Origin of the sequence: Achromobacter sp. NFACC18-2 (assembly GCF_900108985.1) — a bacterium.
Lineage (GTDB): Bacteria > Pseudomonadota > Gammaproteobacteria > Burkholderiales > Burkholderiaceae_B > Achromobacter.
Genome location: NZ_FNYM01000009.1, coordinates 197991 through 221601, shown reverse-complemented (window position 1 = coordinate 221601; position 23611 = coordinate 197991). Strand labels below are relative to the sequence as shown.

Below are 23611 nucleotides of genomic sequence, written 5' to 3'. Positions count from 1 at the left end.
CGCGGCGCGGCCTTTTCCCACCATCGACAAGAAGAGGTTTGCGCCATGCACGTCTACATCGGCTCCCGCACCACCCGGGAACGCAACGCCCGCGGCGACGGCATCAGCGTGTTCGACTACGCGCCCGACACCGGGTCGCTGACGCTCACGCAGGTGGTGGGCGGCCTGATCAACCCGTCCTATCTGCTGGCGCACCCGACGCTGCCCGTGCTCTACACCGTGCACGGCGACAGCGGCGAAGTCAGCGCGCTGCATCGCGACACGCGCGACGGCGCCCTGAAGCCGTGGCGCATGCAGGCCTGCGAGGGCCGCAATCCGGTGCACCTGGCGCTGGGACCCGCGGCCCGCTACCTGATGGTGTCCAACCACCTGACTGGCGCCCTGGCCGTGCTGCCCGTCGCCCCCGACGGCTCGCTCGCCCCCGTGTCGCAGACTGTCGCGCTGGCCGGCGAACCCGGCCCGCACCGCAAGGAACAGCCCCACGCCAAGCCGCACTACAACCTGGTCGATCCGTCCGGCCGCTACGTGGTGGTGCCGGACAAGGGCCTGGACCGCGTCTTCCTCTACGGGCTGGACGTGGACGGCGTCAGCGCGGAACCGGCCTGCGTCGCGGCCACGCGTGAGGGCGCCGGGCCGCGCCACGCCGTCTTCCACCCTTCGGGACGCTGGCTGTACGTGGTCAATGAACTGGACAACACCGTCGCCGCCTACACGCTCGAGGCAGGCGCGCTACGCCCCTTCCAGGTGCTGACCACCCTGCCCGACACCTATACCGGCAACAGCCGGGCCGCCGGCATCGCTATGGCCCGGCACGGCCTGCACCTCTATGCGTCGAACCGCGGCGACGACAGCATCGCCGTCTTCCGCGTGGATCCGGCCAGCGGCTGGCTGGCTCCGCTGCAGCACGTCCACACCCACGGCAAAACGCCCCGGTTTTGCACGCTGTCGCCCGACGGCCGCTTCCTGTTCGCGCTGAACGAAGACAGCGACACCCTGCAGCGCTTCCACGTCAACCCGGCCGACGGCACGCTGGTGCGCGACGGCTACGAACTGCGCGTCGGCAGCCCGGTGTGCATGGTGTTCGCCCGCCGCCAGGCCTGAGCGCCGCCCTCAGAAATCCATCGACGCCGACAGCATCACCGTGCGCGGCACGCCCTGGGAAATCGTGCCGTACGACGCCACCCCCGACCAATAGGCGCGGTTGAACACGTTGACCACGTTGGCGCGCAGGGTGACGTCCTTGCCCTGGACCTTGACGGCGTAGCGCGCGCCCAGGTCGAAGGTCGTCCATGACGGCACGGACTGCGTGTTGGCCTGGTTGATGTATTCGCGGCCGGTGTAGATCATGCCCCCGGTCAGCGTCAGCCCGGCCACCCACGGCGTATCCCATTCGGCGCCCAGGTTGACCGCGACGGTCGGCACGCCCACCGGCCGATTGCCGCGCGTGGCGGCGCTGTTGGTGCGCGTGAGCTCGCCGTCCAGGAAAGTCACGCCGCCCAGCAGGCGCAGGCCGCGCAGCGGCTCGCCGGACACGTTCAGCTCCAGCCCGCGGTTGCGCTGCTCGCTGTCCGCGGCGTACACGCCGTTGGTGAGCTGGCCGCTGGGCTTGGTGATCTCGAACGCACTCAGCGTCACCATGGCGCTGTCCAGTTCCACCTTGACGCCCACTTCCTTCTGCCTGGCCTTGTACGGCTTGAAGACCTCGCCCGCATTGGTCGCGGTGGCTGGCGCCACGTCGCCCTTGCTTAGGCCTTCGATGTAATTGGCGTAGAACGAGACATTGCGCCACGGCTTGATGACCAGCCCGGCCAGCGGCGTGGTCGCGCTCTCGTCGTAGCTGACGGTGCGCACGCCCGTGGCGCCGTTGAAGTTGCGCGATTCGATGCGCTGGTGGCGCACGCCCAGCGTGAGCTGCGCCCGATCGTCCAGGATGCTGAGCGTGTCGGCCAGCGCCAGCCCGGACAGGTCGGACGACGACACCTTGGGCACGTTGGCCGGCGCGGGGATGTGCTGCGCCGGACGCGTAATCGGATCGTAGATGTTGGACGTCAGCGGCGTGCCGTTCACGCTGGCCTGCAGGTTGCGATCGCTGTACAGGCTGCCCATGACGGTCACCGCGTGGCGCACCGGCCCGGTGTCCAGCTGCGCGCGCAGGCCGGCGTTGTAGGTGCTGCGGTTGACCTGGAAGCGGAAGTTGTTCGGCGTCACCACGGTGTCGCCGGCTTCGTTCACGATGGTGGGCGTCTGGTCCGACAGGCGCGAGACGAAGGTGTCCGAGCCGCCCGCGTCGGCAAACACCGTCAGGCGGTCGCTGATGTCGTACTCCACGCGCAGCAGCGCCGACTCGCCGTCCGATTTCCACCAGCCCCAGGGCTGCGTGGCGTTGCGGCGGCCATCGGGCGCGCGGGGCACGGCGATGCCGGGCGCGACCAGGAACGGCCGCGTCGGGGCGTCGATCTTTTCATGCTGGGTCAGCAGGTCCAGCGAGGCGCGCAGCCGCTCGCCCTGGTAATCCAGCGACAGCGCGCCGATGCTCGTGCGCGAATTCATGTTGTCCAGCGGCGTATCGCCCTGCCGGTGCATGCCGTTGATCCGCACGCCCCATTCGCCGGCGTCGCCGAAGCGGCGGCTCAGGTCCACGCGGGCGCCGAATTGCGAATCGGCCATGTAGTCGGCCGACACGCGGGTCAGGTCGTCGGGCAGCGACCGCTTGGGCACCATGTTGATCACGCCGCCCACGCCGCTGTTGGGGGACATGCCGTACAGCAGCGCCGCCGGCCCCTTCAGCACTTCCACGCGCTCGATGTAGTCGGTGAAGACGTGATAGTTGGGCGCCACGCCATAGACGCCGTCGAACGCAATCTCGCCCAGGTTGCCCTCGCCGATGGGAAAGCCGCGGATGTAGAACGAGTCGGTCACGCCGCCGATCTGGCCGGTAAAGCGCACGGACGGCTCGACGGTCAGCGCGTCGGCCAGGGTCACGGCCTGGCGATTCGCCAGCAGGTCGGACGTATAGCTGGTGACGTTGAATGGCGTGTCCATCACATCGCGGTTGCCCAGCAGGCCGAGCCGGGCGCCGCGGGCGACCTGTCCGCCGGCGAATTCCACCGGAAGCGTGGACGGTCCCACGCCCGCGCCATCCACGGTGACCGCGGGCAGCAGGGTGGCCTCGCCCGCGGCGGCCGGCAGTTTGCGCAATGCATACGCCCCGCCGCCCTGTTCCGACAGGGCAACGCCAGAGCCGGCCAGCAGGCGGGCAAAGCCCTCGCGCACGGAGTAGGCGCCCTGCAGGCCGTCGCTGTGCAGGCCCGCGACCATTGCGGGGTCGAACGATAGCGGCACGCCCGCCGCGGCCGCGAACTGCGCCAGGACGTCGCCCAGCGGGCCCGCCGCGATGGCATACGACTTGCGCGCGGCGGCAGCGGCGGGCTCGGCCGCCTGCGCCAGCGCCGGCGCGCCCGCCACGGCCAGCAGCGCCAGTCCCAGGCCGGCGGCGCGGACCAGGGCCGCGGCGGGCGACAGGACGGCGCGGACGCGGGGCGGGCGCGGCGATCGGGAGATTCGGATAACCATGAAACGATCCTTCGTGGGTGTCGGGGTGGCGCGCGTGTCGCGACGGTTCACCCGGTACACCGGACGAAGCGGAAAAAAGTGTCAGGCCATTGGCGATTAATGTGTAACCGCGGCGCGCGGCCCCACCGTCGTCCACAACGGCGTCATCCGGCTCACCCTGACCGGCAGCGTCTTTTCCAGCAGGCGCAGGCTGGCGTCGATGTCATTCAGCGGAAAGGCGCCCGATACCCGCAGCCCCGCCACCGCGGGATCGCACCGCAGCACGCCCCGCCGATAGCGGCCCAGCTCATCCACCAGATCCGCGAGCCGCCAATTGCGCGCGGCCAGCATGCCGTCCGCCCACGACGCCGCCGCGCCGTCGGCGGCAACCGGCGCCGCGGCCTCGCGCACGGTGAAGACGGTCTGCTCGCCCGCCGCCAGCACCAGGCCCGAATCCGTCCGGGCGGGTTGGACCTGCACCGCGCCCTCGAACACCGCGACGCGGACGCGGCTGCCTTCTTCCCGGACCAGGAAGCGCGTGCCCAACGCGCGCAGGCTGCCCTGCGCGGTCTGCACGACGAAGGGGCGATGGACCGGCGCGGGGTCGCGCCCCGTCGTCAGCAGGATTTCGCCGCCGCGCAGCCAGAGGACACGCTGCGTGGGGCTGTAGTCGACGTCGACGGCGCTGCCGGTGTTCAGCACCAGCTCGGTCCCATCGGCCAGCGCCACGCGGCGCTGCTCGCCCGTCGCCGTGCGCAGGTCCGCGCGCCATTCGCGCCAGGGCAGTTCGCGCGCGCCCATCCACGCCGCGGGTCCCAGCACCAGCAATCCAGCCAACGCGCGCAAGGCCTGCCGGCGTGCGGCGCGGTCGGCCTGGCGCAACGCCTGCCCGCCCAGGCGCGGCGGCACCTGGCCGAAGCCGCGCAGCATCGCCTCGGCGCGCTGCCAGGCGGCTTCGTGCGCGGCGCTGCGCGCGCGCCAGCGGTCGAAGGCCGCGCGGTCCGCCACCGACAGCGTCTCGGATTGCAAGCGCACCAGCCAGCCGGCCGCTTCCTTCAGGATGGCGGGATCGATGGCCGCGTTCACGGCGCGTCCGCCTGGTAGGCGATCAGGCAGGCGGCGAACGCGGCCTGCATGCGGCGCTTCACGGTGGACAGCGACACGCGCTGCGCCCGCGCGATTTCGTCGTAACCCATGCCATCGAACTGCGACATCAGGAAGGCCTCGCGCGTGCGGGCGGACAGCGAACGCAGGGCGGCATCGATGGCGTGCAGCGTTTCCAGGATGAGCGCGCGCGCTTCCGGCGACGGCGCCTCGGCCGCGGGCAATTGCGCCACCGCGGCGAGATACGCGTCTTCCACCGCCCGGCGGCGCCAGTGATCCGCCACCAGGCCCTTGGCGATGTGGGTCAGCAGCGCGCGCGGCTCGGCGCCCGCCTCCTGCCTGCGCCGTCCGGCCATCAGCCGCACGAACGTGTCGTGCGCCAGATCGGCGGCATCGAAAGAACTGCCCAGCTTCCCGCGCAGCCAAGTCGCCAGCCAGCCGTGGTGTTCTCGATAGAGCTTCGTGACGTTATCGGCGCAGGAAGATTGCGGCGCAGGCAAGGCGCACCTCGGACCATATGCAAATAGGAATTATTTTTATTTTATACGAGCCGGCCAAGCGGCGCTGGCGTGCCCACGCCCCGGGGGACGGTGGGATAGAATCGATGACTTCCAGCCACGTAGATGAGCGCCATGCAGAACGACCCGTCCATGCCTCGTTTTCTTGCCAGCGGTGGAGAGATGGGCGTACGGGTCGGCGTCCATGACTGGGCGGCCACGCCGCTGGGTCCCCTCTCCACCTGGCCCGCCTCCCTGCGCATCGCCGTGGCCATGGTGCTGTCATCCCGGTTCCCGTCCTGCCTGGTCTGGGGACCCGAGCTGATCTCCCTCTACAACGATGCCTTCGTGCCCATCCTGGGCGCCAAGCCGGACGCGTTGGGCCGCCCGTTCAACGAGGTCTGGCAAGAAGCCTGGCCGCTGATCGGCCCCATCGCGGAACGCGCCTTCGCGGGCGAGCCCACCTTCATCGAAGACTACGCGCTGGAAATTCAGCGCTACGGCCGCGCGGAGATGGCGAGTTTCACGTTCTGCTATAGCCCGGTGCGCGACGAAGACGGCAAGGTGGTCGGGATGATCGACACGGTCATCGAGACCACTGCCCGCATCGGCGCCGAGAAGGCGCAGGCCGACGCGCTGCGCCTGACCGAAGAGGCGCTGCGCCAGAGCCAGAAGATGGAAGCGGTGGGACAGCTTGCGGGCGGGGTGGCGCATGACTTCAACAATCTGCTGACCGGCATTTCGGGCAGCCTGGAACTGCTGAGCCAGCGCGTCGCGCAGGGCCGGCTCAACGAGCTGGAGCGCCACATCGCGGTGGCGAAAAGCAGCGCCACGAAGGCCGGCGTCCTCACGCGCCGCCTGCTGACCTTTTCCCGCCACCATCCGCTCGAGCGCCGGGCCGTGGACATCAACCAGGTCATCGGCGACATGGAGGATCTGATCCGGCGCAGCGCCGGCGCGGCGGTCACGCTGGAACTGGTGTGCGACCGCGGGCTGTGGCCCGTCTGGATCGACTCGCACCAGCTCGAGAACGCGCTGCTGAACCTGTGCCTGAATGCCCGCGACGCCATGTCCTCCAGCGGCGCCTTGTGCATTGAGACGCGCAACGTCGCCCTGCCCGCCGACGCCGCGCGCGCGGTCGGGATGGAGGCCGGCGATTACGTCCTGCTGCGCGTGTCCGACGCGGGCTGCGGCATGACGCCCGAGATCGTGCAGCGCATGTTCGAGCCCTTCTACACCACCAAGCCGGCCGAACGGGGCACCGGGCTGGGGCTGTCGCTGGTGCACGACTTCGTCCGGCAATCGGGCGGGCATGTGCACGTGCGTTCGCAGCCGGGACAGGGCACGGACATCGACCTGTATTTTCCGCGCCATGGCGGCGCGGCGATGGAGCCCCCGGCGGCCTTGCCGGCGGCAACGGCCGAGCCGCCCCGGGTCTCCCAGGGCGAAACGGTGCTGCTGGCCGAAGACGACGCCGCGGTGCGCGAGGTCACGGCCGAAGTCCTGAAAGAAATGGGCTATACCGTGCTCGAAGTCACCGACGGGGCCAGCGCGCTCAAACACCTGAACGCCAACGCACGGATCGATCTGCTGGTCTGCGATCTGGCGCTGCCGGGCGGCATGAACGGACGCCGGGTCGCCGAAATGGGCCAGGCGCTGCGGCCCGGCATGAAAGTGCTGTTCATCACGGGCTATGGCGCAAGCGCCGAGGGCGCCAATGCACCCGCGTCAGGCGCCCCCCTGCTGCTCAAGCCCTACACCCTGGACGACCTGATGCGCGAGGTGCACGCGCTGATGCGCTGATGCGCGGGACGGTCAATCCGGCAGCCTGCGCCGCGCCGACCAGATCCAGAACAGGGCCCCCATCGACAGCAGCATCGCGCACAGCAGGCAGGCAAAACAGATCAAGAGGCCAAAGAAGTAATAGCGGTCATAGACCCGCGCCGCCCACCACGCGACGCCGCCATATACCGCCATGACAAGGAACGGCAGCCATAGCACCGCGACCCCGGCGCGGCGCCAGCCGGGCGTGTTCAGGCGCGGATATTTTTCGGGCCGCGCCCGCAGCCACAGCGCCAGCACGGACAGGACCGGCAGCAGGAACGCCAGCACCGCCAGCACCAGCACCCCCGCGTCCAGGAACGTCGCCACGAACTCGCGCAAGATCATCTCCTCGCACGGCGCATTGGCGGCGCCGTCCGGGATGTTATACACGAGCCCCGGCTACAGCCTTACAGCTTCGGCGCGTAGCGCACCGTCAGCATCACATTGCGCGGCTCGCCGTAATAGTTGTTGCTCCCCAGGGTGTTGTAGGAAGGCACGTAGTACTTCTTGTCGAACACGCTGTTCACGTTCAGCCCGAAGCTCAATTCCGGCGTCGCCTGATAGCCCAGGCGCGCGTTCCAGATCGTGAATCCCGCCAACTTGAACTCACGGTCGGAGCTGATCGTCTGCGTCTGCGCATTGACGCCCGCGCCCACGCTCAGGCGGTTCCACGCGCCCGGCAGCCTGTAGTTGGCCCACAGGCGCAGCATGTGCTTGGGCGTCCAGGTATTGAAGACCTTGCCCTGGTTGTCGGGGTCCGACAGGAACTTGGTGGTGTTGTAGGTATAGCCGGCGTACAGCTCGAGCCCCCGGACGACCTCGCCGGAGATCTCGGCCTCCACGCCCTGGCTGCGCACCTCGCCCGCCGCGCGCGAGCAATACCAGCCGTTGCAGGCAAACCCGGCGTCGTAGTCGTTGACGGCGCGGTTCTTGTGGTCGTAGCGGAACACGGCAAGCAGGGTGTTGACCCGGCCGCCGGCCAGTTCGCCCTTGATGCCGGCTTCGTAGTTCTTGCCTTCGATCGGCTCGAGCAGGCTGCCCGACACGGTGCGCTCGGTCTGCGGTTCGAAGACCGTGGTGTAGCTCGTGTAGACGGACCAGTTGTCGTTCAGCGCATACACGATGCCGGCGTAGGGAATGAAGCGGCCCGACGTCGACGACGTCGTCGCGCTGCCGCCGCCGCTGTAGCGGTAGTCGAACCAGCCCACGCGCCCGCCCCCGATCAGCGAGAGCGACTCCGTGGGCTTGACGCGCCAAGTGCCGTAGATGCCCTTTTGGCGGATGTCATAGGCGCTGCGCGAATCGTAGCCGCTGGCGGCCACGATGCTGTCGATGTCCTGCCACGGACGATGGTGATCGATGTCGTAGATGTTGCCGCCGCCCTGCCAGGCGCGCGTGAAGCGGTCGTTCGTGGTGAGCTTGGAATAGTTGGCCCCCACCACCACTTCCTGCGCCATGCCCCAGGCGGTGAAGTCCCCGGCCAGCGACATGTCCATGGCGCGCTGTTCGCTCTTGAAATCCACGCCGAAATTGCCGTAGTCCAGGTCGCTGCCGTCGCGCTGCACGGGTCCCACGGCGCGCTGGTGCACCGTGGTGTTGTCCTCTTGCATGGCCACGCCGGCAAGCCTGAAGCGCCACGCGTCGTTCAAGCGATGCGTCACGTCCGCGTTGAAGATGGTCTGGTCGTTCGTGGCGCGATTCCAGGTCGAGCCCGTGAACGTGGAGCGCGGCAGGTCGATGCTGCCGCCATCGGCAAAGCGCGGATAGCCCACGAACATGGGACGCGAGCGGCTGTACCGGTTGCTGACGCCCAGGCCCACCGTCGTGTCCGCGGTGATGTCATAGTCCAGCGCGGCGTACAGGTTGCGCGTCCTGTCCCAGACATAGTCGATGTAGGAATGGCTCCGGTCCTCGTCCAGCACCATGCGGCCGCGCAGCGTGCCCGACGCGTTCAAGGGGCCGCCCGCATCCAGCGTCAGGCCGTAGTGGTCCCAGGACCCCACCTTGCCCGTGACGACCACGGACGGTTCGGATCCCCCCCGCTTGCGCACCAGGTTGATCGCGCCGCCCGGACTGCCGGCGCCCTGCAGCAGGCCGGCCGCGCCGCGAAGGATTTCCACGCGGTCGTAGAACACCAGGGAGTCCTGCTCCCAGTTGCCCAGGCTGTAGCTGTTGCGCAGCAAGGACACGCCGTCATACTGCAGCAGATCCACCGGAAAGCCGCGCGCATTGATCGCCACGCCCGCCCCCACGCCCTGCACGCCCACCATGCCCACCGTGTTGTTGACGGCGTCCGGCAGGCTGGTCATGTCCTGGTCGTCCATGCGCTGGCGCGTCAGCACGGTGATGGACTGCGGAATGTCCTTGAGCGCCTGCGCCGTCTTGCCGATGGTCACGGCCGGCGAGGTATACGAACCGGTGCCCTCCGTCGTGGTGGCGTCGCCCGTCACCATGACGGGCGCCAGCATCGCGGTCGGGCCGGCCGCCGGAGCCTGCCGCAGGCGGTAGCCGCCCTCGGCCCGCGCCACGGCCTGCAGGCCCGTACCCAGCAGCAGGCGTTCGAGCGCCGCATCGACACCATGGACTCCCGACACGCCCCGCGTCGTCACGCCGGCCGTCAGGCCCGGGTCCGACGCCACCATCACGCCGGCCTGCGCGCCGAACGTCCCCAGCGCCGCGCTGAGCGGGCCGGCCGGGACGCTGAAGGCAATGGCGCCGGGCGTCTGCGCCATCGCCGCCGCGGGCCAGGCCGACGCGACGGCGACGGGCGCGGCAAGGGCGAATGCCGCGTGGCTCAGGTGTAGGCGGACGGACACCGCGGCTCGGGCGGCGCGGATGGAAAGAGATGACATCGAAGGATTCCCAGGCTCATGAAAGGTCGCAGCAGCCGCGTGACCGGGCCGCTTTGTCTACATGAAGCGCGAGATCGGGATATCCGCCGTTGCTGTTACAAAAAGGCCGGCGGCACGGGTCATGCCAGGCCTACCGTCACCCAGTAGCGGGTATAGCGGCGCACCCGAACCGGCAGAATCTCCTGCAGCATGGCCAGGACCCGGTCCGTGTCGGACAACGGGAACGCGCCCACCACGCGAAGGCCCGCCGCCTCGGCGGTGCAATTCAGCAGGCCCGGTCTGTACCGGCCCAGTTCGTCCAGGAAGTCCGACAACGGCATTTCGTCGGCGATCAGCATGCCCTGCAGCCAGGCGGACGCGCCGGGCGCCAAGGGGCCCGACTGGAAAGCCCCGTTCGCGGAGAACTCCGCCTGCTCGCCGGCCTGCACGCGCCGCGGCGCATCGCCGGGCGCCAAGCCGCGCACATCCACCGCGCCTTCCAGCACCGCGACCCGCATGCGGCCGGCCTCCAGGTCGCGCACCAGAAAGTGCGTGCCCACCGGCGTGAGCACCCCGCCGCGGGTGCGCAAGGTGAAGGGCCGCCCCAGCGTGTCGCGGGCGGTGACGATCCCGATTTCGCCCTGCAGCAGCACCAGTTCGCGCCGCTCCGCCGAATAGCGCAGGTCCAGCGCGCTGCCGGCGTTCAGCTCGACCCGGGTTCCGTCAGGCAGCGTCAGCGACCGGCGTTCGCCCGTGCCGGTGCGCAGGTCGGCCGACAAGCGGCGCACGGCATCGCGCTCGCCCACCGCCCAGGCCCCCAGGCCCACGCCGACCGCCGCGACCATCGCGCGGATCGCCGTGCGTCGCGACCGGATCAGCGGCGCCTGCAACAAGGTGCGCGAGGCCACCGACGGTCCGGCCTGCGCCACGCCCGCGGCCACATCGCGCGTCAGCGCGGAGAATCGCTGCCAGGCCAGTTCATGCGCGGGATCGGCCCGCCGCCAGTGTTCGAAGCGATCCCGCTCGGCGGCGCTGGCGTCTTCGCGCAGCCGCGCCCACCAGTCGGCGGCCTGCCGGATCACTTTCGGATCGATCGCGCCGGCTTCAGGCGCATGCGGCCGCAACAACGGGAGGTGATCCATGGCGCGGGCGTTCAGCCGTAGACGGCCGTATAGCAATGCACCAGCGCGCGCGCCAGGGATTTCTGCACGGCATTGGGCGTGAGGCCCAGGCGCTCGCCGATCTCGGCGTACGACAGGCCGTCGATCTGGGCCATCAGGAAGATGCGCCGGCTGGTCATCGGCAGGGAGTCCAGCAGTTCGCAGATCTGCGTCAGCGCCTCGATGATCAGGGCCCGGGCCTCGACGGAAGGCTCGACCGCCGGCGGCTGCAGCGCCAGCGTCTCGGCATACGCGGCCTCCAGCGCCGCGCGCCGCGCCCGGCCGATCAGCAGGCGCGTGGCGATCGTGCGCAGATAGGCGCGGGGTTCAAGCAGCGGCTCGCGCACATTGGCGCGGATCAGGCGTTCGAAGGTGTCATGCGCCAGGTCCGCCGCGTCGCAGGCGTTGCCGAGCTTGCGCTGCAGCACGCCGCGCAGCCACTGGTGATGGGCCTGGTAAACGGATTGCACCTCTGCGCGAGAGGCGTAGGAAGAGGATGGCATGGCGATGCGGCCCGGCGTCGCCGCCAACGGGCAAGACAAATGAAAACGATTCGCAATTATAGGTGCGGATTTTGTCTTTGCAAGGCGCGCCCGCCTGGCGCGGTGCCGGCACGGCTGGGCGCAGCGACGCCCCGGGGGCCGCTTGCCCGCCCGGCCGCGTCAGTAATCCATGGGCACGTGGCTCTGCGCGGCGCGTATTTCCTGCAGATGCCGTTCGGCCTCTTCGCGTTCGACGGCGGGCGGCAGCGCGCGCCAGCTGACCAGATTGCCCGGCGTCTTCAATGGCATCCAGCCCAGCACGCTGTAGAGCGAAATCGCGGTGCCGCCGGTATCCAGCCGCGTCTCGTAATACCCCTGACGGTCCGGCGCGGTGTCGCCGGGCGTCCAATCCAACTGAGACATCCAGGTCTCCTCCTGGTGAAGCTTATGCGCTAGGGTCCGCCATTCGCGCGGGACGGGTCACGACGGACGGGCCGCGCGGAACGGGGACACATTTGATCGTATAGCGTCCGGACCCGCTTGTCCCCTGTCAAAAAGACTGAATTTTTGATTCCCGGCAGAGGGGAATCCCTAGGCTACCGTGGCTTTCGGATTGCTAAAGCACGAATACAGGCGCTAGGATGCGGCAACGGATTTTTACACCCCCCGGCGGACGTGGAGCGACCGGGCCCCTCGGGCAAACGACGGCCATGCCGAAAACGATCTTTCCGCACTACCCAAGAGATCGGCTGGCCGCCCTGGCAAGCGCCAATGCCCTGCGCGCGATCCGCGAGGGCCTGCTGTGGGTCATGCCGTGCCTGCTGGTGTCCGCGCTGTTCCTGGTCCTGTCGGTCTGCGCCCGGCTGCTCGGGCTGCCCGACGCCCTGGCCGATCTGCTGGCCGGCCTGCACCGCAAGCTCTCGGGCATCATGCCGCTGCTGGCCGGCACGTCCATCGGCTACATGCTGTCGATCCGCCACCGGCTCCCGCATCTGCCGACGGCCCTGCTGTGCCTGTGCTACGTGGTGATCGCCGAAAGCGTGCTGGCGCCGTATCCCCGGGCGGCGGCCACGCTCACGCTGTTCATCGCGATCCTGGCGCCGATCGCGGCCGTGCCCCTGATGGCCCGCTTGCACCGCCGGCGCTGGACGCAACTGGCGCCGGACGGCCTGGTCGGCGAAAACGTCCGCGACTCGCTGAACATGATCGTTCCGGGCCTGCTGACGGCGGGCGTGGTGATGGCGGTGCTGTCCGCGGCCCTGCGCATTCCCGCCATCGCGCAGGTCGACATCCCGCTCAGCCTCGCGTCGCTGGACAGCCCGTTCGCCTCCGGCGCCCTGGTCGCCGCGCTGAACTCGCTGCTGTGGTTCTTCGGCATCCATGGCGCCCATGCCATGGCGCCCATCATGGACGTGCTGGACCAGGCGACCCGGCTCAACGCCACCACCGCCGCGGCGGGCTACGAAAGCGTGTATGCGCTGAACGGCACGCTGCTGGGCGCGTTCGCCTTCATCGGCGGATCCGGCGCGACGCTGTCGCTGGTGGTGGCCATCCTGTTGTTCTCGCGCAGCGAGTCGCTGCGCGTGCTGGCCCTGGCGAGCATCCCCGTGTCGCTGCTGAACGTCAACGAGATCCTGCTGTTCGGCCTGCCCCTCATCCTGAACCCGCGGCTGCTCCTGCCCTTCGTGCTCACGCCCGTGGTCAACGTGACCATTGCCCTGGCCGTGGTGCAGCTTGGCTGGCTCGCGCCCGCGACGGTCACGCTGCCGCTGACCTCGCCAGTGCTGTTCAACGCCTACCTGGGCGCTGGCGAGCACCTGGTCGGGATCGCGTTACAACTGGCGCTGGTGGCGCTGGGCGCGTGCATCTATGCGCCCTGCCTGATCGCGCTGGAGCGCCAGCGCACGGCCGACTCCACGGTGTACTTCAAGTCGCTAGACACCACGTTTCCGCAATTGCAGGAAGAATCGCTGCTCTACGCCCATGATCCCGTGGCGTCCACCTACGCCAACCGCGCGCGGCGCCGCGCCGAGGTCTCGCGCATCCGCGCCATCAGCGAATACGACTTCTACCTGGAATTCCAGCCGCAGGTGTCGCTGCGCACGGGCCTGTGCACCGGCTGCGAGGCGCTGCTGCGCGCCACCGGTCCCGAAGGCACGCAGCAGGCGCCGCTGGAATTCCTGCGCTGGCTGGCGCAGGCCGACCTGATGCGGGACGTGGACCTGTGGGTGGCGCGGCAGGCGGTGCGGCAATGCCTGGCGTGGCGCGCGCAAGGCTTCACGCTACCCATGACCATCAACGTCACCGGCGGAACGCTGACGTCGCCCGCCTCCCTGGACCGGCTGATCAAGGTGCTGGAGCAGGCCCAGGGCCAGGTCTCGGTGGAGCTCACGGAAGACGCGCTGGTCGAGGACGCAGGCGCGTTGCACACCGCCTTTGACCGGTTGCACGGCATCGGCGCGCGCGTGTATATCGACGACTTCGGCACGGGCTATTCGGCGCTGAGCTACCTGCATCAGTTCCAGATCGACGCGGTCAAGATCGACCGCAGCTTCGTGCTGGCGCAGGGCCATGACCGCGGCGCGCTGGTGATGAGCGGCCTGCTGCGCTTTTGCGAGGCACTGAACCTGCAGATCATCGTCGAAGGCGTGGAGACGGAAGCCCAGTTATCCGCGCTGGCGTCCAGCGCGGAAATCATCGTGCAGGGCTGGTACTACAGCAAGGCGGTCTCGGGAGACCATCTCGTGGATTTCGCGCGCCGGCGGCAGGAAGCCCCCGCCCTGCCGGCGCAGCTTTCAAACGCCGCGATTATTTGATGCCGATGAAGGGCAGCGCCGCGCCCGGCACCTGGGTGGACGGCAACACGCCGTCCCACTTTTCAACGGCATTCAAGCTCACCAGGTTGGTGTTGGCGGCCAGCGCCTCGGCCTTGGCGCGGATCGACGCCGCTTCGGCCTCGCCGCGCATGCGGATGCCGTCGGCCTCCGCCGTGAACCGCTGGCGCTGGGCGTCGGCTTCGGCCTTGGCCTTGACCACCTGGATCTCGGCATTGATCATCGCCGTTTCCTTTTGCTGGCGCGTCGTCTCGATCTGCACCTGGGCCAGCATGCGCTGCTCGATCGAATGCTCGTAGGCCTGCGAGAAACCCACTTCCTCGATCTGCACCCCCACCACCTGCACCGGCGCGCCTTCCATCGTCTTGAGGACCGCGGCGTTGACGTCCAGGCCGAGCTTCTGGCGTTCCTGGATGGCGCGCACGGCCGTGTACTGGCCAAACACGTTCTTCACCGCGTCCGGCGTCTTACGTTCCAGCACCCGCATCTGCAAAGTGGCGATGGTGCCGTATTCGGCGTAGAGCTCGGCCACGTCCTCGGGCGGCACGCGATACGTGACGGACACGCGCAGCGTCGCGGGCTGCTGGTCGTAGCTGTAGGCCTCGAGCTTTTCGAACACGAAGGTGTGGTCGCGCACGGACACCGTCATCACGTTGTCGATGAAAGGCGTCTTGAAATCCAGGCCCGGCTCGGCCACGCGCACCAGCTTGCCGTTGCGCAGCACCACGCCGCGCTCGCCCTGGTCCACCTGGAACCACGAGCCCATCGCGATAAACACGATCAGCATGAAGAGAAGCGCGGTGCCAACGGCGAATTTCAGGTTGCGCGGCTTGACCGCGCCGATCGTCTTGACCATCTGGATGTCTGTCGGCTTCACTTTCACTTCCAATCCCTGTCGTTTCTTGTTCGTTTACGGTCCGAGAGCACCGCTGCAATGCCGCGCGCCAGCAGATAGGCGATCACCGCCGCCCCCACCAAGATCAGGAAATACCGCATCGAGCGTCCCCCCCGGGAAAGAAGGACGGGATTCTATCTTGCAGCGGGAACACTGCCGCGGCGACGTTCCGACGTAATGTGGCGATACGTTTCCGAACGTTTCCACCCGCCCGAAAATGGGCGCGTTCAGGCGCCGTACCAGCGCAAGCCAAGCCGCGCCAACGGATCCGGATACTCCCAGAATGCATGGTCCAGCGCCTCGAGCTGTTCCTGTTCCACGTCAGTCATCGCGCCGTAGATGTCATCGAGCTGGATCACTTCCGGCGCGGCCGCGAAGCGGTCGATCAGCCCTCGCATGCGGGACAGCACATCCAGCATGTGCACCGCCCCGATCTTCTTGAGCGCCTGCAGGGCCAACTGGCAGGTTTCGTCTCCCCAGTTGCAGAGGAACTGCATGAAGCCGCCGTTGTTGATGTCCGCTTCCATGCGCCACAGCGCCACCAGTTCCTGGTCCGTGCCCGACAATCGATCAAGCTTCCAATCCGCTGCTTGAAGGGCCGCCATCGCCTGCTCATAGCGCTGGTCCCACAGCAGATCGTGGACGTTGAGCATGCCTTGCGGCGACGGCGCCAGCAAGGCCGGCCACACGACGCCATGCCCGCCATCAACGAGCTGCCATTGCTCGCGCGCGGCCGGCTCGGCTTCATGCAGGCGGATGTGGCGCCTGATCGGCTCCTGCAGCTCGCGGCCATTGGCCAGCGTGAGCAGCACGTGGGTGTCGGTCAGCGTGAGGGAGGTGATGCGATAGTCGGATGAGGGCATGCAAAAGTCCGGCAGCAAGGAAAGCGCGCAAAACTACCGGATCCGCGCCGCGCTGTCGAGGCGCGCGCGTTGCCGGCTCGCATCGCGCCGCATCCTGTTACCGCGCGGGGCCACCCCATCTGCTACGTTATCCGTGACCCGCGCCGGCGCTGCTGCCGGCGCCCCTGTCGGAGACCGACCATGCCACGTCCTTCCGAGTCCGCTCCCCTGATCGGAGTGGTCCCGCCGTACATGCTGGACCGCCTCGCGCAGCACACCGATGCGCGCGTCAGCATGCCCGCCGTCAAGACGTTGATCATCGATCAGCAACAGCGCAGCCTGCGCGAGATGGCGGAACAACCGCCCCGCGCGACCCTCGGGCCCACGCGCCACGCGGCGCCGGCGGGCTCGCCCGACCGCGCCATCCACGACGCCGCCAACAGCACCACGCTGCCCGGCAAGCTGGTGCGGGCCGAAGGCGCGCGGCCCAGCGGCGACCCCGCGGTGGACGAGGCCTATGCCCACCTGGGCGCGACCTACAAACTATTCTGGAACATCTACAAGCGCCACTCGATCGACGCGTACGGCTTGCCGCTGATCGGCACGGTGCACTACGGCGAAGACTACGAAAACGCCTTCTGGAATGGCGCGCAGATGGTGTTTGGCGATGGGGACGGCGAAATCTTCAATCGCTTTACCGTCGCGGTCGACATCATCGGCCATGAGCTCACGCATGGGGTGATCGACAGCGAGGCGGCGTTGCTCTACCAGGGCCAGTCCGGCGCGCTCAATGAATCGCTGTGCGACGTGTTCGGGGCGCTGGTCAAGCAGTATTCGCTGGACCAGACCGCGCGGCAGGCAGACTGGCTGGTGGGCGAAGGCCTCTTCACGGAAAAGGTGCAGGCGCGCGCGCTGCGCTCCATGGCCGAGCCCGGCACCGCCTACGACGACCCCGTGCTGGGCAAGGATCCGCAGCCCGCGCACATGCGCGACTACGTCGATACGCCGCGCGACAACGGCGGTGTGCACATCAACTCCGGCATTCCGAACCGCGCCTTTTATCTCGCGGCCACGGCGTTGGACGGCAATGCCTGGAACGGCGCGGGCCGCGTCTGGTACGACACCCTGTACGACAAGCGCCTGCGCCACGATGCCGGGTTCAAGGACTTCGCCGGCCTGACGCTGGAGGTCGCGGGCGAAAAGCACGATGCGGCGGTTCGCCGCGCCATCGAAGCGGCCTGGAAGGCCGTGGGAGTGCTGTCATGATCGAACTGCCGTCACTCGACCTGGCCCAGCTCGTGCGCCTGACGCGCGAGGGTGGCGTGGCCTTTGTTCCTGCCCTGGCGCAGCCGCGCCGCATCGATATGGGCACCTGCCCGCCGGGCGTGCGCCAGGCGGTCTGCGACGCGCTGCGCCTTGCGGCGCCCAAGGCCATGCCTGGCTGCGCGGACGCAGGCGGCGACCAGCGCTATTTCCACGTCGAGGTGGAATTCCAGGACGCTGAAACGGCCCGGATCAGCTTTGACGTGCCCGAGGCGGATGCGCCAGAGGCGCTGGTGCGGCTGTGGAAGCGCCAGGCCGACCAATCTGGATAGCGCGCCCGGCATACAGTCCGGCCACGGCCATGACCGCGCACAACGCGGCGCACACGCCCAGCGCCAAACCCCACCCGCCGAATTTGTCGTGCACGCCCCCCACCAGCGCCGGCCCGGTCGCGGCGAACAGATAGCCGACGCACTGCGCCATGCCCGACAGGGCCGCGGCCTGTTGCGCGTGGCTGGCGCGCAGCCCCACGAACGCCAGGCCCAGGATGATGCCCGCGCCCGTGCCCAGGCCCAGCAACGCGATCCACACCGCGCCCCACGCGGGCGCCGCGATGAGACCCGCGAACGCCAAGCAGGACGCGCCCGCCGCGCAGAATGCCGCCGCCCGCTGGTCCTTCAACCGGCGCAGCAAGGGCGCCAGGAAAAGCGCGGGCGCGGCGGACGCAAGCTGCAGGAACCCATGCAGCGAGCCGGCGCGCTCGGCCGTAAAGCCCGCATCCTGCAGGATGGCCGGCAGCCAGCTCACCGCCACATAGAACACAAAGGAATTGATGCCCAGATACATCGTGACCTGCCACGCCAGGGGCGAACGCCACAGGTGCGCGCCGTGCGGCGCGTGCGCGGTCGCCGCCACCGGCCGCGTATGGCCGGCAAGCTGCGGCAGCCACAACAGCAGGCTGATCAGCGGCAGCGCCAGCATGCACAGCGTCGAAAACCGCCAGCCCCCTATCGGCAGATTGGCCAGCGGAATGGCGATGGCCGAGGCCAGTCCCGCCGCGAGCCCCATAGTCAGCACATAGGCAGAGGTCAGCCCCGCCAGCCGCTGGGGAAAATCCCGCTTGAGCAGGCTGGGCAGCAGCACGTTGCCCAGGGCAATGCCGGCCCCGATGATGGCCGTGCCCGCATACAGCCCGCCCACGCCGCCCATCGTGCGGACCCCGATCCCGGCGGCCACCAGCAGCATCGCCGCGAACAGGGTGCGTTCCAGCCCGAAGCGGCGCGCCAGTCCCGCGGCAAACAGCGACACCACCGCAAAAGCCAGCAGGGGCAAGGTGATCAGCATCCCCGCCGCGGCCGATGACAGGCCCAGTTCGCCGCGTATCAGTCCCATGAGCGGCGGCACGCCCGTGAACGGCGCGCGCAGCGCCATGGCGATGCACAGGATGCCCAGGATCAGGAGCGCTGGGCGCGTGGTCAGGGTCGGGGGAGCAGCGTGCGGCATGGATTCAATCCGGAAAGTGTGCAAGGAACGCGCGCGAGCCGCGTTCCACTCCCGCCAGCTTACGCATCGGGCGCTTTGCAGAACGTCGAGATAATACCGAACCCCTGCACCGGCCCATTCCCGACCGCCGCGCCCGCGCGACATCGCCGGTGCGTTAAATGCGGATCCCACCGGCCGCCGCACCGTGGCGCAATGGGGCAAGCGCGTCGCCCGCGTCACCCCTGCTTTGCGCACGCGACGATGAACAGCCGCGGAAACGGCAGCAGCACCGTGCCGTCGGCCAACGCGGGATAGGCCGCCTCGATCAGCGATTGGTAGCGCGCCAGGAAGCTCGCCTGCTCCGTCGCATCCAGCTTGTCCAGATAGGGCCGCAACGCCGTGCCCTTGAACCATTCCACCACCGCGGCCGCGCCGGCGAGCGGATGGTGATAGGTCGTGCGCCACACATCCAGCGTGGCGCAATGCGGCTTGAGCAGTTCGTAATACCAGGCGGCGCCATGGCGCGGCGGATGCTTCACGCCGCCGGTCTTGGCCGCCCAGGGCGCCTCGCCCGCCACCTGCCTGGCGAGTCGATGCGCGGGCTCTTCCAGGTTGTCCGGCGTCTGCACCGCCAGGCTGCCGCCGGGCGACAGCTTGGCCACCAGCGCCGGGTACAGCGTGTCATGGTCGGGCACCCATTGCAGCGAGGCGTTGGCCAGAATCACATCGTAGGGCTGCGGCGGATTCCAGGCGGCAATGTCGGCCAATTCGAAGGACAGGGCCGGCAGGCGCTTGCGCGCCGCCGCGATCATGTCTTCCGAACTGTCCATGCCCGAGATGTCCGCGTCCGGATAGCGGCTGGCCAGCACCTCGGTGGAATTGCCCGGTCCGCATCCCAGGTCCACGGCCCGTTTGACGACCCGGTTCGGCAGCGCCGCCACCAGGTCCCGCACCGGACGGGTGCGTTCGTTTTCAAAGGCGGAGTATTGCGTGGCGGACCAGCTCGTCATGATCGTTCCTTGCGTGGGTATGCGGTACCGCCGACTGTACGCCTGGGCCTTTCATATGACAAATCTCATATCTGGTCGACTGCCATATCCACAGAATATGGATATTGGAAAGAAAAAACCCGCCCGCCGGCAGGTGCCGGCGGGCGGGTTCGATGGGAGGAAAGCCTGCGTTACTGGGGCTTCAATTCATCCGAACGGGTTTTCCACAGCGAGAACAGCACGCCGCCCAGGATCAGGCTGAAAGTCACGCCCAGCGAAATCGCGGGAGGCACCTTGCCGATGAAGCCCACCAGGAAGATCTTCGTGCCGATGAACACCAGGACCAGAGCCAGCGCGTACTTCAGGTAATGGAAGCGATGGATCATCGCCGCCAGCGCGAAGTACAGCGCACGCAGGCCCAGGATCGCGAAGATGTTGCTGGTGTAGACGATGAACGGATCCGTGGTGATGGCGAAGATGGCCGGCACCGAATCCACCGCGAACACCAGGTCGACGAACTCGATCAGCACCAGCGCCAGCAGCAGCGGCGTCGCGTAGCGCACCTTCTTGGACGTGGCCGGATCGGTTTCGGTCACCATGAAGGCATTGCCGCGCAGGCCATCCGTGACGCGCATGTGGCGCTTCAGGAACTTCAGGATCGGGTTGGTGGCGATGTCCGGCGTCTGGTCCGCGATCATCCACATCTTGATGCCCGTAAACACCAGGAACGCGCCGAACAGATACAGCAGCCAGCCGAAATTGCTCACCAGCGCGGCGCCCAGGCCGATCATCGTGGCGCGCAGCACGATCACGCCGATGATGCCCCAGAACAGCACCCGGTGCTGGTACTGGCGCGGAATGGCAAAGAAGCTGAAGATCAGCGCGATCACGAAGACGTTGTCCATGGACAGCGACTTCTCGATCATGAAGCCCGTGTAATAGGCCATGCCGCTCTCCGGCCCCATGTTCCACCACACCCAGCCGCCGAACAGCACGGCCGCGGTGATGTAGCCCGCGGAAAGCAGCAGGCTTTCACGCACGCCGATCTCGCGATCTTCCTTGTGCAGCACGCCCAGGTCGAAGGCCAGCAGGCTGATGACGATACCGATGAACAGCAGCCAGCTCCATGCCGGCGTGCCGAGAAAATCGGCGTTGAAGAAGGTGATCAAAGTGTCCATGATTGCCCCGCTAGGTTTGAAGGCCCCCATGATCCTGATCCTGTCCGGATGGAGAAATCAGCCTGAAAGTGAGTTAAGGTTCGGAAAAACCGAACTTAAGGACACCCATGCTGAACTACCGCCACCTGTATTACTTCTGGATGGTCGCCAAGGAGGGCGGGTTTTCCCGAGCCGCCGAGCGCCTGGACATGGCCATCCAGACCATCAGCGCCCAGGTGCGGGAGCTGGAAAAAAACCTGGGCCACCAGCTTCTCAAGCCGGCCGGCCGGGGCGTGGCCCTCACCGACGCGGGCCAAGCCGCATTCGCGCGGGCCGAAGAGATATTCCAGATCGGGCAGGTCCTGCCGCAGGCGGTGCGCGCGGCCGCCACCAAGCCCGTCGTGCGCCTGTCGGTGGGGCTGTCGGACGGCATCTCCAAGCTGGCCGCGCATGCGTTGCTGGGTCCGGTGCTGCACACGCCCGACCTGCACCTGACCTGCCACGAAGGCGAAGTCGAGGAATTGCTGGGCGAACTGGCGCAGCATCACCTGGACCTGGTGCTGGCCGGCCAGGGCGCGCCCGCCAACCCCAACCTGCGCCTGACCAGCGATCGCCTCGTGTCGTCGCCCGTCGATTGGTACGGTCCCGCCAAGCTGGTGCGCAAATCGGATACGCTGGACTTTCCCCGCTGCCTGGAACGCCTGCCGGTTCTGCTGCCGACCGGCCATTCGGTGCTGCGCCAGACGCTGGATCGCTGGTTCAGCGATCAGGGCGTCCTGCCGAACGTGGTCGGCGAATTCGAGGACAGCGCGCTGATGTCGGTGTTCGCGGCCCGCGGCCTGGGTGTCTTTCCGCTCAGCCGCCTGGGCGGCGATGATGTCGCGCTGCTGCGGGGCCTGAGGCCGCTGGCGCGCTGCGACGACGTGCACGAGGAAATCCACGCCATCCGCAACCGCCGGGGCCAGCACCACCCGCTGGTGAGGCAGATCCTCGCACAGGCCAAAGCTTCGGTTTTACCTTAACGTTTGTCACATCTACTCTGGTTTTTCAGAAATAGAATCGGCAGTATCGTGGCCGTTCTTTTTGAGTTATCGGAGTACCACATCAATGAAAAAAATCATCTGGATCGCTTTCGCCGCCCTTGCGGCGCTCTGGACCGGACTGGTGGCGTTGACGCTGCAGCTGACCGACTGGGTGCTGGCCAGCATCGCGACGGCCCAGGTTCCCGGCACCGCCATCGATACGTCGCAATGGATCCCCCCCGCTTGGGCGGCGGCATGGGTCGACCCGGCATGGCTGGCATCGCTGCAGGCCGGCCTGGTCTGGGCCGCGCAGGGCCTGAACCAGGTGCTGCCCTTTGCCGGCAGCCTGGGCACGCTGATCACGGTGCTGGGCTGGATCTTCTGGGGCTTCATCATGGCGGGCCTGCTGGTGGTAGCGCTGATCCTGCACTGGCTGGCCGGCAAGCGTGAACGCGACGCTGCCCCGGGCCGCCAAGTGGTGTAAAAAAGGGGCAGGCATCGCGCCGCCCGGCACGCTGCCCTCACCAGGAGCGTGCCGTGCCCTCTCGATTCCCCCGTTTCCTGACCCTGCCGCTCGCGGCGCTGCTCACGGGCGCCGCGGCGGCGGCGCCGCAGATAAAGCCCATCCAGGGCGTCGACGTGTGCACGGTGACCAGCACGTCGGGGCAGTACAGCGTGCGGGTGCTCAACACCGGCGACAAGACGCTATCGCACGCTGACGTGCTCGGCGTACTCCTGAATTCCAGCGGCCAGGGCGGCAAGCACGTCACCGTCAGCTTGAAGGACCTGCCGCCCGGCAGGTACAAGACGGCGGACCTGGCGCGCCATGGGGAATCGGCGGCGCTGGTCAGCGTCGCCACCTATCAAATGATCAACGGGGTGGATACGCCCCAGTATGAGCTGTACGCGGGCAAGGTCGCCCACGTGGCGCCCGGGTCGGCCCTGCAGTACACGCTGGCGCCCCTGGCCTTGCGCGGCTGGACCGTGGCCTATGGCGCGGCGCAGGCCCCCAGGCTCGAAGCCGGCAGCGCGGTGCTCCTGATCTATCCCGCCCGCCCCGACAAGAAGCGGGACCTCACGCGACCCGATGCCGGACGCACGCCGGCTGACGTGGTCCCGCTCACGGCCTGCCCGGGCGCCCGCCAGCCCTGACGCCGATCAGGTGCCGCTCAGCAGGTCGCGCTCGTTCAGCAGCGCATAGACGATTTCCGGCCGGTTGTCGAAACCGCGGCGGATGGCGGCGGGCAAGGACGCCCGCGTCTTGCGGCACAGCCCGGGCAAGTCTTCAAGCTGGATCGCAATGCCGCGCGAGGTCCGCACCTCGTTCTCGCTGGGCCTGATGTGGATCACGATGCCCAGCTGGGCGTGGATGCGCCCCTGCATCGCGCGCAGATCGTCCAGGCTGGTGATGTTTTCCAACCGGGCCACCAGGCGCTTTTCTTCCTCCCGCGTCAGCCGCAGGACACGCAGGTCGGACGCCGGATTGGCCAGCAGCCGGTCCCGGTCGCACACACAGGCGCCGGGGGGGCATTCTTGGCGGATGGGAAACGGCAGGTTCATGGGGACGGTGCGCCAGACACGACGGCGCGGGAGGGTGCCTATCACTGGATTCTAACCAGGATGAACGAGCGCGCGCAGGCACGCACTGCTCGCTTACCCGCAAGCGCGCGGGCCAGG

22 protein-coding genes are annotated in these 23611 nt (G+C 68.2%); 8 read left to right on the top strand and 14 right to left on the bottom strand.

Annotated elements, in window-relative coordinates:
• The first annotated feature begins 45 nt into the window (after positions 1-45).
• Entirely contained in the window at positions 46-1101 is a 1056-nt protein-coding gene (locus BMW75_RS16110) for a lactonase family protein (RefSeq protein WP_092580727.1), read from the top strand.
• A 9-nt stretch (positions 1102-1110) separates the two neighbouring features.
• On the opposite strand, the gene BMW75_RS16105 is transcribed toward BMW75_RS16110, so the two are convergent.
• From BMW75_RS16105 to BMW75_RS16095, 3 genes are all read right to left on the bottom strand, one after another.
• Complete coding sequence (locus BMW75_RS16105) at positions 1111-3573, bottom strand: TonB-dependent receptor (RefSeq protein ID WP_092580725.1); 2463 nt, start codon at positions 3571-3573, stop codon at positions 1111-1113.
• 96 nt (positions 3574-3669) lie between these two features.
• Positions 3670-4638, bottom strand: a complete 969-nt coding sequence (locus BMW75_RS16100) for a FecR domain-containing protein (protein WP_092580723.1) — start codon at positions 4636-4638, stop codon at positions 3670-3672.
• On the bottom strand, positions 4635-5156 hold the full coding sequence (locus BMW75_RS16095) for a sigma-70 family RNA polymerase sigma factor (protein ID WP_092580721.1): 522 nt from the start codon (positions 5154-5156) through the stop codon (positions 4635-4637). Before BMW75_RS16095 ends, BMW75_RS16100 begins: the two co-directional genes overlap by 4 nt.
• A 150-nt stretch (positions 5157-5306) precedes the next feature.
• Between BMW75_RS16095 and BMW75_RS16090 the strand changes: the two genes are divergently transcribed.
• Positions 5307-6956 carry an ATP-binding protein gene (locus BMW75_RS16090; RefSeq protein ID WP_092580826.1) on the top strand — a complete coding sequence of 550 codons (1650 nt, stop codon included), beginning with the start codon at positions 5307-5309 and terminating at the stop codon, positions 6954-6956.
• 12 nt (positions 6957-6968) lie between these two features.
• Here the strand turns inward: BMW75_RS16090 and BMW75_RS16085 are convergent, their stop codons facing one another.
• The 5 genes from BMW75_RS16085 to BMW75_RS16065 all read right to left on the bottom strand — a co-directional run bounded on the left by BMW75_RS16085 (position 6969) and on the right by BMW75_RS16065 (position 11873).
• Complete coding sequence (locus tag BMW75_RS16085) at positions 6969-7367, bottom strand: hypothetical protein (RefSeq protein WP_092580719.1); 399 nt, start codon at positions 7365-7367, stop codon at positions 6969-6971.
• A 17-nt stretch (positions 7368-7384) separates the two neighbouring features.
• Positions 7385-9829, bottom strand: a complete 2445-nt coding sequence (locus BMW75_RS16080) for a TonB-dependent siderophore receptor (RefSeq protein ID WP_092580717.1) — start codon at positions 9827-9829, stop codon at positions 7385-7387.
• A gap of 119 nt (positions 9830-9948) precedes the next feature.
• A complete protein-coding gene (locus BMW75_RS16075) occupies positions 9949-10950 on the bottom strand; it encodes a FecR domain-containing protein (protein WP_092580715.1) in 1002 nt (333 codons plus the stop codon).
• Positions 10951-10961: 11 nt separating this feature from the next.
• Positions 10962-11471 (bottom strand): sigma-70 family RNA polymerase sigma factor, encoded by a 510-nt coding sequence (locus BMW75_RS16070; protein WP_092580824.1) that lies wholly within the window; start codon positions 11469-11471, stop codon positions 10962-10964.
• A gap of 159 nt (positions 11472-11630) precedes the next feature.
• Positions 11631-11873 (bottom strand): hypothetical protein, encoded by a 243-nt coding sequence (locus BMW75_RS16065; RefSeq protein ID WP_092580713.1) that lies wholly within the window; start codon positions 11871-11873, stop codon positions 11631-11633.
• A 287-nt stretch (positions 11874-12160) separates the two neighbouring features.
• Between BMW75_RS16065 and BMW75_RS16060 the strand changes: the two genes are divergently transcribed.
• A complete protein-coding gene (locus tag BMW75_RS16060) occupies positions 12161-14266 on the top strand; it encodes a PTS sugar transporter subunit IIC/EAL domain-containing protein (protein WP_092580711.1) in 2106 nt (701 codons plus the stop codon).
• Here the strand turns inward: BMW75_RS16060 and BMW75_RS16055 are convergent.
• Both BMW75_RS16055 and BMW75_RS16050 read right to left on the bottom strand, forming a co-directional pair.
• On the bottom strand, positions 14259-15140 hold the full coding sequence (locus tag BMW75_RS16055; protein ID WP_092580822.1) for a prohibitin family protein: 882 nt from the start codon (positions 15138-15140) through the stop codon (positions 14259-14261). The genes BMW75_RS16060 and BMW75_RS16055 overlap by 8 nt on opposite strands.
• A gap of 266 nt (positions 15141-15406) precedes the next feature.
• Positions 15407-16042: a DMP19 family protein gene (locus tag BMW75_RS16050; RefSeq protein WP_092580820.1), complete on the bottom strand. Its 636-nt coding sequence runs from the start codon at positions 16040-16042 to the stop codon at positions 15407-15409.
• A 180-nt stretch (positions 16043-16222) separates the two neighbouring features.
• On the opposite strand from BMW75_RS16050, the gene BMW75_RS16045 reads away from it, so the two are divergent.
• Positions 16223-17287 carry a M4 family metallopeptidase gene (locus tag BMW75_RS16045; protein ID WP_092580709.1) on the top strand — a complete coding sequence of 355 codons (1065 nt, stop codon included), beginning with the start codon at positions 16223-16225 and terminating at the stop codon, positions 17285-17287.
• Positions 17284-17616 carry a protealysin inhibitor emfourin gene (locus tag BMW75_RS16040; RefSeq protein ID WP_092580707.1) on the top strand — a complete coding sequence of 111 codons (333 nt, stop codon included), beginning with the start codon at positions 17284-17286 and terminating at the stop codon, positions 17614-17616. Before BMW75_RS16045 ends, BMW75_RS16040 begins: the two co-directional genes overlap by 4 nt.
• Here BMW75_RS16040 and BMW75_RS16035 read toward each other — a convergent pair.
• From BMW75_RS16035 to BMW75_RS16025, 3 genes are all read right to left on the bottom strand, one after another.
• Positions 17537-18787, bottom strand: coding sequence for an MFS transporter (locus BMW75_RS16035; RefSeq protein ID WP_139208544.1), 1251 nt, complete (start codon positions 18785-18787; stop codon positions 17537-17539). The genes BMW75_RS16040 and BMW75_RS16035 overlap by 80 nt on opposite strands.
• Before the next feature lie 215 nt (positions 18788-19002).
• Positions 19003-19776, bottom strand: a complete 774-nt coding sequence (gene tam, locus BMW75_RS16030; RefSeq protein WP_092580705.1) for a trans-aconitate 2-methyltransferase — start codon at positions 19774-19776, stop codon at positions 19003-19005.
• Positions 19777-19946: 170 nt separating this feature from the next.
• Positions 19947-20933, bottom strand: coding sequence for a TerC family protein (locus BMW75_RS16025; RefSeq protein ID WP_076516373.1), 987 nt, complete (start codon positions 20931-20933; stop codon positions 19947-19949).
• 107 nt (positions 20934-21040) lie between these two features.
• On the opposite strand from BMW75_RS16025, the gene BMW75_RS16020 reads away from it, so the two are divergent.
• From BMW75_RS16020 to BMW75_RS16010, 3 genes are all read left to right on the top strand, one after another.
• Positions 21041-21934, top strand: coding sequence for a LysR family transcriptional regulator (locus tag BMW75_RS16020; RefSeq protein ID WP_076516375.1), 894 nt, complete (start codon positions 21041-21043; stop codon positions 21932-21934).
• An 85-nt stretch (positions 21935-22019) separates the two neighbouring features.
• Positions 22020-22418 (top strand): hypothetical protein, encoded by a 399-nt coding sequence (locus BMW75_RS16015; RefSeq protein WP_092580703.1) that lies wholly within the window; start codon positions 22020-22022, stop codon positions 22416-22418.
• Between the two features lie 53 nt (positions 22419-22471).
• Entirely contained in the window at positions 22472-23086 is a 615-nt protein-coding gene (locus BMW75_RS16010) for a hypothetical protein (protein ID WP_254792041.1), read from the top strand.
• A gap of 6 nt (positions 23087-23092) precedes the next feature.
• Here BMW75_RS16010 and BMW75_RS16005 read toward each other — a convergent pair whose 3' ends face one another.
• Positions 23093-23494, bottom strand: coding sequence for a hypothetical protein (locus tag BMW75_RS16005; protein WP_092580701.1), 402 nt, complete (start codon positions 23492-23494; stop codon positions 23093-23095).
• Between the last annotated feature and the right edge of the window lie 117 nt (positions 23495-23611).

Bases quoted from the DNA above. Each gene is read 5' to 3' on its own strand.
- tam (WP_092580705.1), bottom strand. From the start codon at position 19,776: ATGACGAGCTGGTCCGCCACGCAATACTCCGCCTTTGAAAACGAACGC.
- BMW75_RS16040 (WP_092580707.1), top strand. From the start codon at position 17,284: ATGATCGAACTGCCGTCACTCGACCTGGCCCAGCTCGTGCGCCTGACG.
- BMW75_RS16035 (WP_139208544.1), bottom strand. From the start codon at position 18,787: ATGCCGCACGCTGCTCCCCCGACCCTGACCACGCGCCCAGCGCTCCTG.
- BMW75_RS16105 (WP_092580725.1), bottom strand. From the start codon at position 3,573: ATGGTTATCCGAATCTCCCGATCGCCGCGCCCGCCCCGCGTCCGCGCC.
- BMW75_RS16005 (WP_092580701.1), bottom strand. From the start codon at position 23,494: ATGAACCTGCCGTTTCCCATCCGCCAAGAATGCCCCCCCGGCGCCTGT.
- BMW75_RS16080 (WP_092580717.1), bottom strand. From the start codon at position 9,829: ATGTCATCTCTTTCCATCCGCGCCGCCCGAGCCGCGGTGTCCGTCCGC.
- BMW75_RS16020 (WP_076516375.1), top strand. From the start codon at position 21,041: ATGCTGAACTACCGCCACCTGTATTACTTCTGGATGGTCGCCAAGGAG.
- BMW75_RS16065 (WP_092580713.1), bottom strand. From the start codon at position 11,873: ATGTCTCAGTTGGATTGGACGCCCGGCGACACCGCGCCGGACCGTCAG.
- BMW75_RS16045 (WP_092580709.1), top strand. From the start codon at position 16,223: ATGCCACGTCCTTCCGAGTCCGCTCCCCTGATCGGAGTGGTCCCGCCG.
- BMW75_RS16070 (WP_092580824.1), bottom strand. From the start codon at position 11,471: ATGCCATCCTCTTCCTACGCCTCTCGCGCAGAGGTGCAATCCGTTTAC.
- BMW75_RS16050 (WP_092580820.1), bottom strand. From the start codon at position 16,042: ATGCCCTCATCCGACTATCGCATCACCTCCCTCACGCTGACCGACACC.
- BMW75_RS16110 (WP_092580727.1), top strand. From the start codon at position 46: ATGCACGTCTACATCGGCTCCCGCACCACCCGGGAACGCAACGCCCGC.
- BMW75_RS16090 (WP_092580826.1), top strand. From the start codon at position 5,307: ATGCCTCGTTTTCTTGCCAGCGGTGGAGAGATGGGCGTACGGGTCGGC.
- BMW75_RS16060 (WP_092580711.1), top strand. From the start codon at position 12,161: ATGCCGAAAACGATCTTTCCGCACTACCCAAGAGATCGGCTGGCCGCC.
- BMW75_RS16025 (WP_076516373.1), bottom strand. From the start codon at position 20,933: ATGGACACTTTGATCACCTTCTTCAACGCCGATTTTCTCGGCACGCCG.
- BMW75_RS16075 (WP_092580715.1), bottom strand. From the start codon at position 10,950: ATGGATCACCTCCCGTTGTTGCGGCCGCATGCGCCTGAAGCCGGCGCG.
- BMW75_RS16015 (WP_092580703.1), top strand. From the start codon at position 22,020: ATGAAAAAAATCATCTGGATCGCTTTCGCCGCCCTTGCGGCGCTCTGG.
- BMW75_RS16055 (WP_092580822.1), bottom strand. From the start codon at position 15,140: ATGGTCAAGACGATCGGCGCGGTCAAGCCGCGCAACCTGAAATTCGCC.